A 13,791-nucleotide genomic window follows, 5' to 3' on the forward strand; every position below is an offset into this window, starting at 1 on the left:
TCAGTTTGAAGACAACGGCAGTTTATTCTTATGAACAGTTTAAATTTTCGAATCACCGTCGATGGGGTCGACGATGAGACGCTGGTAGTGCGGGACTATCAGGGCGTCGAATCGGTTTCTGACTCTGTCGATTCTCAGGGTAACCCGGTTTACGGTTACCGTTATCAGATTGCACTGGCAAGCCGCAGCAGCGGCCATACCGCGAAAAAGTTTGTTGACAGCAAAGCGCTGCTGGAAGTGATTCGCCTCGGTGAAGTCGTGCAGAAAGTTCACGGCATCATCCGCAGTTTCGGCAAAGGCGACACCGGCCATCAGCATACGTTTTACGATGTGGTGCTGGTGCCTTCGCTGGAGCGTCTTTCCCTGCGCCAGAACAGCCGCATCTTTCAGCAGCAGAATGTACCGGATATTCTTTCCATTCTGCTTCAGGAAATGAGCATCAGTGATTACGCTTTCTCAGTCAAACGCGCCTGTGCGCCGCGCGAGTTCTGCGTCCAGTACCGGGAAACGGATCTCGAATTCTTCCACCGCCTGATGGCGGAAGAAGGGCTGACTTACACTTTTGAGCATGAAGAGGGCAAACACACAATTGTGATTGCCGATAACCCGAAAGGGTTCCGCCCGATCGGTGCTGTGCCTTATAACGTGATTTCCGGTGGCGTCAGCGACACACCTTACATCGCATCCCTGACTGAAACCCGTCAGTCAGAAGTGAATAAGGTGCAGATGCAGGACTACAGCTTCAAAAAACCGGCTTACAGCTTTATGCAGACCGAAGAGAAAACCGGCCTGCAATATCAGCTGGAAAGCTATGAGCATTATGACTATCCGGGCCGGTATAAAGATGACGGCAACGGGGTTGCATTCAGCAAAATCCGGCTCGATTATCTGCGCCGCAATGAACTGACGGTGACCGGCCACAGTGATGAAGCCAAAATTCAGGGCGGCGTCCGGCTGGATGTGACCGATCATACTGATGGTGCGATGAATGTGACCTGGCTGGCGGTGCAGGTCAGCCATACCGGCACGCAGCCGCAGGCGCTGGAAGAAGGCGGCAGTGGCGGTGAAACCAGCTACCACAACGAATTTAAACTGATTCCCGGTGAGAAAGTCTGGCACACTGCGCCGCGCCTCAAGCCGGTGATCGACGGGCCGAATGTCGCGATTGTTGTCGGACCGCCGGGAGAAGAGATCTACTGTGATGAACACGGTCGGGTTAAGCTGCATTTCCCGTGGGATCGTTACAGCAATGCCGATGATAAAAGCTCCTGCTGGGTGCGGGTGTCTCATGAATGGGCGGGTGCTCAGTACGGCATGGTGACACTGCCGCGTATCGGTCACGAAGTGATCGTTTCCTTCCTCAACGGAGATCCGGATCAGCCGGTTGTCACCGGCAGAACCTATAACGCCAACAATCAGCCGCCTTATCCGCTGCCGGGAGCGATGACCAAAACCGTGCTGCGTACTGAAACCCATCAGGGCAGCGGGTTTAACGAACTGAGTTTTGAAGATCAGTCCGGCAGTGAAAAAATCTATCTGCATGGGCAGAAAGATTATGTGGCTGTGATAGAAAATGATGTCACCGGCATGGTCGGCCACGATCAGCATTTGACGGTGGAAAACAACCGCTTCAGCCATATCAAAGTCAACGATCATCTGACCATTGACGGCGAGCAGCGTACCAAAGTCACCAAAATGATCAGCAGCGAGCTGGCGGCAGACCTGCAACAGAAAGTCGGCTCACTGACGGCCGTTGAATCCGGCAAGGTGTTAAGCCTCAAAGCCGGAACCAAAATCGTGGTCGAAGCGGGGTCGCAAATCACTCTCAAAGCCGGGGGCAGCTTCCTGACGGTCGCCAGTGGCGGCGTGGATATGTCCGGCCCGGCAATCAACCTGAATAAAGGCGGCAGCGCCGGAAGTGTAACCGCATACGGCGGACAGGCCGCAGAGCTGCCGGGTGTGCCGGAAGTGCCAGATCCACCGGCACCGATTCTGACGCCTGCTCAGGTCGCAACGATGAAATCAGCCGCTCCATTCTGTGAAGAGTGTGAGAAATGTAAAGGTGGTGTATGTTCAGTTTAAAAACGCAGGTGACGGAAGATTTAAACTGGTTTGTGGTGCTCAGCGGCACCAGCAGTGCCCGGCCGCTGGAGACGTTTTATCAGCATGGCGGGGAAGAAGCGCGCGGTATCTGGCTTGGCACCGATTACGAAAGCTGGGAAGAAGTGATGCCTTACATCGCGCAGGTTCAGCCGGATCACCCTTTTATCGACTGGATTGACGGGGAAACCAGCGAAGCGCCGGACTGGGGCATTCTGATTGGCTCAGAAGCGCCGTTTGCTCAGGTGCTGGCGCACATGCGCAGCCTGACTCAAATCTGGCTGCCCGCCGGTGATCACGCCTTTTTCCGCTTTTATGATCCGCGCTTCAGCCTCAAAGTGGCTTCGCTGTGTGATGAGGCGCAGCGCAGTATGCTGATGGGCCCGGCCAGCTGCTGGATGAGTCATGCCGACCGCGTTGATAACGCTGAACCTTTACTCAACAGCAAAGAAAAGCCGTTTCCGTGGTGGGAAGTGCCTGCCCCGGTGATGGACATTCTGACCGGAGAAGATAAATCAACCCTGGTGATCAATGCCCTGAAATGGGTGAAAGAAACCTGTGCTGATCTGTACTTCTATTTCCCCGAACCGATTCTTTTTGCCAAAGTGACCCGGCTGGTGGAGCGGTTTGATCCGCAGGGCCCGGTGACGCTGAATCGTTATCTGCATGATGCCCTGTCTCAGGAGGTCTACCGGTGAGTGACGTAACAACAATACTGGATGAAAAATTCGATGCCATCAAAACCGATTTTATGGGGTCGATTACCGAATATAAAAAACAATCTGAAAACTGGCTGTATGGCTGGTTGCTGGAAATGGATCAGAAAGTCATGGTCAACGGCCATGAGCAGTCTGCGGATGTCGATGACTCGAGCATCCGGGCGGATTTAGTCAACTGTCCGCTGGATGGCAAAATCACACTGGTGCACTGCTTTGAATCGGAAGCTTATGTACCCATCGGCGGCACGCCGTTTAAGATTCAGCCGGTGAAGCTGATTAAACATGGTCAGTCAAAGCGTTATGTCAATGACGGTGACCCGTATGAAGGCACCATTGGTGAAGACGGGACCAAGGTTGTCCAGCTGGATAAGAACAAATACAAAGGCAAACTGCTGCGGGTGTATTTCTACCCGGATGTGACCGAAAGCGATATCAAAACCCTGCTGGCATCTTATGACGGTACCCAGCAAAAGCTGATGGACTGGCTGTCCGCCGAATGGGAAGAGCAGAAAGGCGAGTGGGATGATTTTCTGCGTAATCCGATCGATGTCGGTCATGAAGTTGAGAAGTTTATTGAGAATATGGGCATCGCCCTGCTCAGTGCCTGGGATGAAATCTCCGATCTGTTCAAGCTGCTGGCGAATCCGACGCAACTGGTCGAAACCCTGAAACGGTATGTCAATTCAGAACAACTGGCCAGTGTGCTGGAAGAGACCAAGAAAAAAGCGGCGGAGATGCTGAACCTGCTCAAAGATGAAGCGCGCTGTTTTCTGCTGGTGAAGGCGGCTTACTGCTGGCTGAGGATGCTCAGTCCGGTGCAGATCATGAATATTGTGTCGGTCTGTCTGGCTTCATTGCTGGTTGAAGTGTTGATGATGATGATTATCCCCGGCGGTAAAGCGGTCATGAAAGCCATCGAACAGTTACGTGATGCAGGAAGTTTAGCAGGAGCCATCTCATGAAGAAGCCAAAGAAATGGAAACATGGCAAGCATGTTGATGTGCTGGCCAAACTGGAAAAAATTGTTGATCTGGTCAAAGCCGATGCAGAATCGGGTTTACCTGATCTGAAAAAACTGACCCAGCATGGTGAAGGTCGTTTCAGCCGGGATCTGATTAAAGATCAGAAGTTTAATAAGGCGAAGCACGAAAAAGCGACCATGATGGAGCGTAAGGTTACCAGTAACACCAAAGCCAAAATGGAAAAAGAAGATATTCCTGAGGTGCAGGATGCGAAGAAAACCGCCAACGGTGACAGTCATCCGGATTCAAACAAGTGTACCAAAGATGGTTGTCCGGTCTCGATGGTGACCGGCGAAGAGCTGCTGGATGTCACCGATGTGGTGCTGCCGGGCGCGCTGCCGTTTGCTTTTAAGCGGACGTACCGCACCAGTGGCTGCGAACTGAATGCCGGACTGGGTTTTGGCTGGGGCCACACGCTGGCGCACCGGCTGGCATTCAAAGACGGTCAGGCTTTCTGGCATAACGATGAAAACCTCAGCACGGCTTTTCCTGAGCCGACGGAGCAATGCCCGCAAATTATCAATACGCTGGGCGAAGCCTGCATTTATCTTGGCGCGAAGCCAGACCAGTATATTCTGGCCGCGCCGGAGCAGCCGTTTTATCACTTCGAGCGCCGGGGTGATGTGGCGCGTCTGGTACGTCTGACGGATAAGTACGATAACACCCTGCATATTCAGTATGACAACGATGAGCGGGTGCAGGCGGTGCTGAATCCGCACGGGGTTGCGCTGTGGGTCAACTATAACGACGCGTCGTTCATCAGCAGCCTGGAGCTGCGCACCTTCAGTGATAACGAAAATGGCCGCGAGTGGTCGACCCAGCGGGTGCTGCATCACTATCAGTACAACGAACACGGTCAGTTAGTGGCCGAGCGTAATGAAGCCGGGGAAGGTGAGAATTACAGTTACGACAGCCTCAATGTTATCACTGAACGGGTGATGGCTGGCGGCATGGCATTTGGCTGGGCGTGGGAAGGGGAAGGCAAGGCCGTCCGCTGTGTCAAACACTGGAGTAACACCGGTTATAGCGCACAGTATGAGTGGGATGAGGAAGCGCACACCGTCACGGTGACGTATGAAGACGGCAGTCAGTCGGTGTATCAGCACGATGAGAATGCCAAACTCATCAGCACCACCGACCCGGATGGTGCGGTCACGGCCAACACTTACAATGAAGACGGTAAGCTGACGGCAACCACCGATGCGCTGGGCCATGAAACTCAGTATATCTATGATGAAAACGGTGACCTGGAGTGGGTGATTGCCCCGGATGGCAGCGCGACCGAAATGGATTATATGGCCGGTCGGCTGTTTAAAGTGACCCGGGGTGAGGCGAGCTGGCGCTATTTCTATAACGACAACGGCGATATCTGCGAGAAGCGCGACCCGTTGCGTCGCAGTACTTACTATCACTACAACGCGCAGGGCAACTTAAACCGGATTGTCTACCCGGACGGCAGTGAGCATCAGCTGGCCTGGAACCGGCTGGGGATGCTGATTGAAGAGCAATATCCGGACGGCACCACCAGTCAGTACCGCCATGATATCAGCGGCCGGGTGATTTATCAGAAATCGTCTGTGGGCGGCGTAAGCCAGTATCAGTGGGATGAAGCGGACCGGCTGGTCAAACTGACTCAGCCGAACGGCAAGTCGAAAACCTTCTGTTACAACGCGTACGGCAAAGTCACGGAAGTGATGGATGAGACCGGGCGTAAAACGGCGTATGAGTACGAATCCAACAGCCATCTGCTGAGCCGGGTAAGCAACCCGGACGGCACCAGCCTGAGCTATCAGTACGACAACCCGAAACGCTTTGTCAGCCAGATTACCAACGAGCGCGGTGAAGCCTACCATATTGACTACTTCACCAATGGTCTGGTGAAAACCGAAACCACCTTCGACGGGCGGCAGATGCATTACGGGTATGACTTACTCGGCCAGCTGCTGAAGAAAACCGAAGTGGGCCTTGAAGGCACTGAACTGGTCACCGAATTGACCCGGGATGAGATGGGTCGTCTGACAGAGAAAGTGCTGCCGGACGGCACCAAAGTCGCGTATGCGTACGATGACAACGGTAATCTCATCAGTGTCGATGATGGTGAAACGCCGCTGGGCTGGAAGTATGACCTGCTCAACCGGGTGACTGAAGAGCACCAGAGCTGGGCGTCGAATTACTTTGAGTATGACGCGGTGGGTCAGGTGGTGAAATGGCAACTGCCGGATGCCAAAGTGCTGCACTATCAGCGCGGGCAGGGCGGTTTGCTCAGTCAAATCAGCCTGGATGGCCATGTGCTGACGCAGCATCTGTATCAGAACGGGATGGAGAGCCGCCGGACACAGGGCGCGGTGACCAGCAGTTTTGAGTATGACGGTCAGGGCCGGTTAACCCATCAGAGCCAGTCCATTTCAGGCAGACAAACCCGCACGCGGGATTATGGTTACGATGCGCTGGGGAATCTGTCGCAAATCGCCGACAGCCGCTTCGGGGACAGCTATTTCGATTACGACCCGCTGTCACGCCTGAAAGCGGTGCGCGGCAATATCGAAGAGCATTTTGTTCATGATGCAACCGGCAATGTGTTGTCGCAGCATCTGGGAAGACGTCAGGAAGAGCTGAACCTTGCCGAAGCAGGCGGCAACAGGCTGACGTTCCACGGTGACAGCCATTATGAATACGATGAGTTCGGGCGTCTTATCACTGAGAAACGCGGGAAGAACCAGTCACTCATCACCACTTATGAATATGACTGTCAGCACCGGCTAATCAAAGCCAGCCTGCCGGATGGCACCACGGCCAGCTACAGCTATGATGCATTCGGGCGGCGGACGAAGAAAGTTGTCACCGACAAAGCCGGTACCACCACAACCACCGAATTTATGTGGCAGGGTGATAACCTGACTGGTGAAGTCAGCGGCAGTGATTACAAAACTTACGTGTATGAGCCCGGCACCTTCCGCCCGCTGGCACAGGTTAACGGTGAAGGCAAAAACAACGCAGAGGTGTATTACTACCATCTGGACCAAATCGGCACACCAATCGAGATGACCGATGTGCAGGGCCAGAGCGTGTGGTCGGTGCAATACCGCGCTTACGGTAATGTGCTCACTCAACACACTGAAGAAATACAGAGTGCACTACGCTTTCAGGGGCAGTATTATGACAGCGAAACAGGACTACATTACAACCGCCACCGTTACTACAGCCCCGGCACGGGAAGGTTCACGACGATAGACCCGATTGGTCTTGCGGGTGGTTTGAACAACTACCAGTATGTGCCGAACCCGACAGGGTGGGTGGATCCGCTGGGGTTACATGTTATTAAAGGGAATCAATGTGCAGATAGTGCAGCCCGAAGAGCGAAGATTATTGATGCGATTGAAGAAGAAATGCAACCTGTGATTGATTATATTCATAAACTTGATCCTGATGCTCAGGTTGGTTTCCGGGGAAGTGTTGCTTCTGGTATGAAAGGCCCTCATAAGCTTGGTGCTGATGGAGGTAGGGTACCTTTTGATGGTGAATATGCATATAAAAACGGAGTTGCCGTACCTCATAACGGGCCACAGGGATATGATGTAGACTTGTTTGTTGTTAGTGATAAGCTTTATTCTGAATTCCCGAAAAAACCTTTTTTCAAAGACTTATCTGCTATTAACGATGATATTGATGATATTCTTGAATCAGTAAGGCAGTCTTTGAACAAAAAACCAGCTTTGAAAGGGCTGAAGCAAGAAAAAATGGATATACGTGTTTGGAGAGAAAAGGATATTATTAAAAAGTTAGATAAAGGTGATACTCACGTTTATTTAGAGTCAAAAATAAAACCCAAGTTATAATATTCAATGGTTGGAACTATGAATTATTCTTACAGAGCTCAAATAGGGATAAGTATAGAAAAGGGAATAGATGAAGAGAATTTTGATAAAATAGCAGTTAATTTGTCTGATATTTTTGATGGATTTACTTTTGAGCAAGATTTTTCTGATCGCTATGATGACTTTTTGGCTGTATATACGGCAAGGTATAAAAATGTTGAATTTATGTTGATAGGTCCACCTATTGACTATGAAGACTATGATTTTGATGATGAGCCTGATTTTTGTCAGTTGAATTTCGTTTTTAAAATTGAAAGTGATTCGGAAATAAATGTAAAATATCAATGTGATTTTATATCTGGTTTACCTCAAAATGATTCTCTTTTTATTAATGGGAAACGGCTTGATGTTTCTGATGATATAATAAAATTTATTAATAATAGTAATAAATTAAAAGCTATCTCATTGAAATGATGATCAACACTCCTCCCTAGACTAATCTGGGAAGGGGTGTTTTTTATAGAGTATGAGAAAAATGGAACATGGCTTTGTATTTGATATCAATGATAATGATGTCTTATGGATCCTTAAATATTGCTTAAATCTGATGTCAGATACGTCTCGTTTTGCAGAAAAAATACATCAATTGCTTGATGATGGTGAAACTGGTGGACAAGTTGAATGGGGTATTCATCGTTGGAATGAATTCGCATCAATAGAATATGAAATAGATGAATTTGATGGATATAGAGCATTTATGGGACCAGAGGAGCATGGTGAAGGACATTCAGAATATATTGATGTTTACTTTGATATAAAGACATTGAAAGATCTTCTTTGCCAAGTTTGTGATTGGTATATTACGCAATATCCAGAGCAAAAAAATGACATATTATCTATAAGAGATAAATATTCATTTTAGTTTGTTAAGTGGTGACTATCTATATACAGATAGGCTGATATGTAATAATACTCCGATTTTTATGGGGTATTATTACTTTTCCATTTTATTAATTATCCAGTGTTCATGACAGAGATTGAAAAGAAAATAAAAGAGTTGTCTTATCATATTGATAAAGCAATGATATTTGAATCAGATGATGAAGATGAAGAGTATCATATAAATAAATCTTCAAAGGATCGTGTATTAAAGTTTATATTAGAACAACATGATAATTTAAAAAATAAAATAATTAGTCATGATGAATTCGTTGAATTATTTAATCGGTGTATTCTTATATTAGTCAGTAATACTGGATGTTCAGAAGATTTTGAAATATTAGAATTAATATTGGATGAACTTTATACTGAACAATTAATTGATAAAGATAAGTATAACGAAATTATTAATGGTTCTAATTTAGGCAGATGGCTGGATTAAGTATTAAGATCCCAAAGTAAATTGGGATCTTAATACTCAACTCATCCCAGCGCTGCTTTTAACTGCGCCAGTTGCTCGCGCAGTGCCTGCTCCTGCGGGCTGTCGGGGATCAGCACAATACAATCCCCGGCGATATTGACGGTGACTTGCGTGCCGGTCTCAAACCCTGCCTCGCGCAGCTATAGACAAAATATTTCAAGATTTAGAAAAAGAGAACTTCCAAAAGAATACCTTAAAATGTGTAAAGGTATGTCTATACCCAAACAACCTGAAGATGCAGGGTTCAGTGAGATTTGTCAGGCTCTGAGACAAGGCACTGATTTGAAGATAGAGTCATTCTACGTTGAAAATCAGTCACGCCGTATCAGAGCCTGACAAACTTACCCGCAGGGCGTGAGCTGAAAGGCACATTTCTGCGTCAAGAGAATTTGAAAGGTGGGGACATTCCTGCATTCCCTTTCCTTGAACTGTACCTTTCGACTGCACGCTGAATCATGCATCTTCAGGTTGCTTGGGTATATTCTCAATAAATGCAGCTGTAGAACTGATATCACAGATACCACTAACTTTTGTTGATTCAATGGGGTCTAATATGTTGAGAATTTATGTTGAGTTGCACATGGACAAGTTGCTTATAATCAATTCAACAGTCACTCACAACATTTGGTATTTTTAGTTTGCAGTGAATTTTGTGTTTATAGCGCAATACAGTGACTTCTGTGTAGCATTGCTCGCATGTTAATTGGTTATATTCAAGGGGAAGTATGGTTGTTACAATTGAAGACTTACGAAGGTCTATAAATCCCTATTTAGACACGAAGCGAAAATCTCGTCTTGAAGTCGCATTTAGGAGTCTTGGGTATCAAGATGAGTATTGCCGCTATCACTATGAAGAATTTCATAAACAGCACCAGCTATTTCTTGATGCGATGGGTGGTGAGTTAGGAAATGAAGAAATAACAAACCCGCAATATTTTAGGTTAGCATTTGAAGCGAATTGCTTTGCATTTTTCCGTTCATTTCATGCGTTGATAGAGTCGGTACCATACCTGTTAAACTTGCTCATTGAAGTTAAAAATGACTCGGAATCACGCTCTATTAACTGGCATTTAATAACTAATGCATCATTACCTGCGGAATATAGTGATGGTATTGATAAAATTAAAGCTTTACGTGCGTCAAATTCCTACAAAGAACTAGAACATATCTCAAATGTATCAAAGCATCGACGTATAGTTCGTATTGATAGTGGTGTGTTCTCTATAGGAAAAAATCCGAGTTTTTGTGCAGACGATTTTGATAGCCAGTTTAAAAGTTATGAGATTAACGAATTGATGGAAACTATGTACGATGAAATGCATCCACAGGTTATCAGTATAATTAAAAGTTTCTTGCGCTAAGATATAAAATACTCCATACAAACGATCAAGGAATCAATATACTTTTCTGATCTGACAGAAACGCTTTATAGAGCATCAGGTCTAAAACATTTCTGCCCATTTCTAAGTTACACCTGTCCTGCGCTCACCAATGCCCTGCTGACCACCTGGGATGAAATTTCCGATCTGTTCAAGCTGCTGGCGAACCCGACGCAACTGGTCGAAACCAAGAAAAAGCGGCGGAGATGCTAAACCTGCTTAAAGATGTCACGGGGTTGCGCTGTGGGTCAACTATAACGACGCGTCGTTCATCAGCAGCCTGGAGCTGCGCACCTTCAGTGATAACGAAAATGGCCGCGAGTGGTCGACCCAGCGGGTGCTGCATCACTATCAGTACAACGAACACGGTCAGTTAGTGGCCGAGCGTAATGAAGCCGGGGAAGGTGAGAATTACAGTTACGATGCGCTCAATGTTATCACCGAACGGGTGATGGCTGGCGGCATGGCGTTTGGCTGGGCGTGGGAAGGTGAAGGCAAGGCCGTCCGCTGTGTCAAACACTGGAGTAACACCGGTTATACCGCACAGTATGAGTGGGATGAGGAAGCGCACACCGTCACGGTGACGTATGAAGACGGCAGTCAGTCGGTGTATCAGCACGATGAGAATGCCAAACTCATCAGCACCACCGACCCGGATGGTGCGGTCACGGCCAACACCTACAACGAAGACGGTAAGCTGACGGCCACCACCGATGCGCTGGGCCATGAAACTCAGTATATCTATGATGAAAACGGTGACCTGGAGTGGGTGATTGCCCCGGATGGCAGCGCGACTGAAATGGATTATATGGCCGGGCGGCTGTTTAAAGTGACCCGGGGTGAGGCGAGCTGGCGCTATTTCTACAATGACAACGGCGATATCTGCGAGAAGCGCGACCCGTTACGGCGAAGTACTTACTATCACTATAACGCGCAGGGCAACTTAAACCGGATTGTCTACCCGGACGGCAGTGAACATCAGCTGTCATGGAACCGGCTGGGAATGCTGATTGAAGAGCAATATCCGGACGGCACCACCAGTCAGTACCGCCACGATATCAGCGGCCGGGTGATTTATCAGAAATCGTCTGTGGGTGGCGTAAGCCAGTATCAGTGGGATGAAGCGGACCGGCTGGTCAAACTGACTCAGCCGAACGGCAAGTCGAAAACCTTCTGTTACAACGCGTACGGCAAAGTCACGGAAGTGATGGATGAGACCGGGCGCAAAACGGCGTATGAGTACGAAGCCAACAGCCATCTGCTGAGCCGGGTAAGCAACCCGGACGGCACCAGCCTGAGCTATCAGTACGACAACCCGAAACGCTTTGTCAGCCAAATCACCAACGAGCGTGGTGAAGCCTACCATATTGACTACTTCACCAATGGTCTGGTGAAAACCGAAACCACCTTCGACGGGCGGCAGATGCATTACGGGTATGACCTGCTCGGCCAGCTGCTGAAGAAAACCGAAGTGGGCCTTGAAGGCACTGAACTGGTCACCGAATTGACCCGGGATGCCATGGGTCGTCTGACAGAGAAAGTGCTGCCGGACGGCACCAAAGTCGCGTATGCGTACGATGACAACGGTAATCTCATCAGTGTCGATGATGGTGAAACGCCGCTGGGCTGGAAGTATGACCTGCTCAACCGGGTGACTGAAGAGCACCAGAGCTGGGCGTCGAATTACTTTGAGTATGACGCGGTGGGTCAGGTGGTGAAATGGCAACTGCCGGATGCCAAAGTGCTGCACTATCAGCGCGGGCAGGGTGGTTTGCTCAGTCAAATCAGCCTGGATGACCATGTGCTGACGCAGCATCTGTATCAGAACGGGATGGAGAGCCGCCGGACACAGGGCGCGGTGACCAGCAGTTTTGAGTATGACGGTCAGGGCCGGTTAACCCATCAGAGCCAGTCCATTTCAGGCAGACAAACCCGCACGCGGGATTATGGTTACGATGCGCTGGGGAATCTGTCTCAAATCGCCGACAGCCGCTTCGGGGACAGCTATTTCGATTACGACCCGCTGTCACGCCTGAAAGCGGTGCGCGGCAATATCGAAGAGCATTTTGTTCATGATGCAACCGGCAATGTGTTGTCGCAGCATCTGGGAAGACGTCAGGAAGCGTTAAACCTTGCCGAAGCAGGCGGCAACAGGCTGACGTTCCACGGTGACAGCCATTATGAATATGATGAGTTCGGGCGTCTTATCACTGAGAAACGCGGGAAGAACCAGTCACTCATCACCACTTATGAATATGACTGTCAGCACCGGCTAATCAAAGCCAGCCTGCCGGATGGCACCATGGCCAGTTACAGCTATGATGCATTTGGCCGCAGAACGCAAAAAGTCGTCACGGATAAAGCGCAAACCACCACAACCACAGAATTTATGTGGCAGGGGGACAACCTGACTGGTGAAGTCTGTGGCAGTGATTACAAAACTTACGTCTATGAGCCCGGCACTTTCCGTCCGCTGGCACAAATCAACGGTGAAGGCAGAAATAACGCAGAAGTCTATTACTACCATCTGGACCAAATCGGCACGCCAATCGAGATGACTGATGTGCAGGGCCAGAGTGTGTGGTCGGTGCAATACCGGGCTTACGGCAATGTGCTCACCCAACACACCGAAGAAATACAGAGTGCGCTACGCTTTCAGGGGCAGTATTATGACAGTGAAACCGGACTGCATTACAACCGTCACCGTTACTACAGCCCCGGCACGGGAAGGTTCACGACGATAGACCCGATAGGGCTGGCGGGTGGTTTGAATAACTACCAGTATGTGCCGAATCCGACCGGGTGGGTGGATCCGCTGGGGTTAAGTGATGTGCCGGGGAATGGGTGTATTCAGCCAGAGAATGATTATGTAACCTTGTATCACGGATCATCGCCAGAGAATATTGAAACGATAAAGAAAAATGGTATTGATTTATCAAAGTCAAAAGCACTCAATGATTTTGGCCCGGGGTTTTATATGACAGAATCCAAAAAGGATGCTATTAAGTCTGCGGGAATGATGCATGATCAATATGATATTGTTGAATTTAATGTTCCGAAAGCTGAATTAAATAAGCTGAAAATATTGGAGTTTCCCTCACCAAATGAAGAATGGTCTGACTTTGTGATATTAAACAAAGAAATGACTCAAGCTTCCTCATATTTGCCTCCTAAAGAGTGGCTTCCTGAATATGATATGGTAAAAGGTCCGCTATACAAGCGGGTAGGAAGGAGTGGTTCACTTCGTCATTGGGAAGATAGAGCTGATCAAGTAAGCTTGCATACAAAACGTGCTGCCGATTTATTCAATAAACATATGGTCAAGTAGTGGGAAAT

The 13,791-nt window shown here is 48.7% G+C and carries 10 protein-coding genes; all 10 read left to right on the top strand.

From position 1 onward, the window contains the following. Positions 1 to 30 precede the first annotated feature (30 nt). Positions 31 to 2,082 (top strand): type VI secretion system Vgr family protein, encoded by a 2,052-nt coding sequence (locus OC443_RS04855; RefSeq protein ID WP_073585525.1) that lies wholly within the window; start codon positions 31 to 33, stop codon positions 2,080 to 2,082. Further along, on the top strand, positions 2,070 to 2,798 hold the full coding sequence (locus OC443_RS04860) for a DUF4123 domain-containing protein (RefSeq protein ID WP_073585524.1): 729 nt from the start codon (positions 2,070 to 2,072) through the stop codon (positions 2,796 to 2,798). The genes OC443_RS04855 and OC443_RS04860 overlap by 13 nt, the downstream gene beginning before the upstream one ends. Continuing rightward, positions 2,795 to 3,781: a Rhs family protein gene (locus OC443_RS04865; RefSeq protein WP_073585523.1), complete on the top strand. Its 987-nt coding sequence runs from the start codon at positions 2,795 to 2,797 to the stop codon at positions 3,779 to 3,781. The genes OC443_RS04860 and OC443_RS04865 overlap by 4 nt, the downstream gene beginning before the upstream one ends. Next, positions 3,778 to 7,677, top strand: coding sequence for an RHS repeat-associated core domain-containing protein (locus OC443_RS04870; RefSeq protein ID WP_073585522.1), 3,900 nt, complete (start codon positions 3,778 to 3,780; stop codon positions 7,675 to 7,677). Before OC443_RS04865 ends, OC443_RS04870 begins: the two co-directional genes overlap by 4 nt. 18 nt (positions 7,678 to 7,695) lie before the next feature. Continuing rightward, positions 7,696 to 8,130: a hypothetical protein gene (locus OC443_RS04875; RefSeq protein WP_073585521.1), complete on the top strand. Its 435-nt coding sequence runs from the start codon at positions 7,696 to 7,698 to the stop codon at positions 8,128 to 8,130. A gap of 61 nt (positions 8,131 to 8,191) precedes the next feature. Next, the gene (locus tag OC443_RS04880; protein ID WP_262021640.1) at positions 8,192 to 8,578 is read left to right on the top strand and encodes a hypothetical protein; all 387 of its coding nucleotides are present in this window, start codon (positions 8,192 to 8,194) and stop codon (positions 8,576 to 8,578) included. A gap of 105 nt (positions 8,579 to 8,683) precedes the next feature. After that, positions 8,684 to 9,037, top strand: coding sequence for a hypothetical protein (locus OC443_RS04885; RefSeq protein WP_143169408.1), 354 nt, complete (start codon positions 8,684 to 8,686; stop codon positions 9,035 to 9,037). Between the two features lie 249 nt (positions 9,038 to 9,286). Continuing rightward, positions 9,287 to 9,412, top strand: coding sequence for a hypothetical protein (locus tag OC443_RS04890; protein ID WP_262021641.1), 126 nt, complete (start codon positions 9,287 to 9,289; stop codon positions 9,410 to 9,412). Between the two features lie 389 nt (positions 9,413 to 9,801). Next, positions 9,802 to 10,437, top strand: a complete 636-nt coding sequence (locus tag OC443_RS04895) for a hypothetical protein (RefSeq protein ID WP_073585518.1) — start codon at positions 9,802 to 9,804, stop codon at positions 10,435 to 10,437. A 355-nt stretch (positions 10,438 to 10,792) separates the two neighbouring features. Next, a complete protein-coding gene (locus OC443_RS04900; protein WP_073585517.1) occupies positions 10,793 to 13,783 on the top strand; it encodes an RHS repeat-associated core domain-containing protein in 2,991 nt (996 codons plus the stop codon). Positions 13,784 to 13,791: the final 8 nt, after the last annotated feature.

It is taken from the genome of Vibrio quintilis (genome assembly GCF_024529975.1).
GTDB classification, from domain to species: domain Bacteria; phylum Pseudomonadota; class Gammaproteobacteria; order Enterobacterales; family Vibrionaceae; genus Vibrio; species Vibrio quintilis.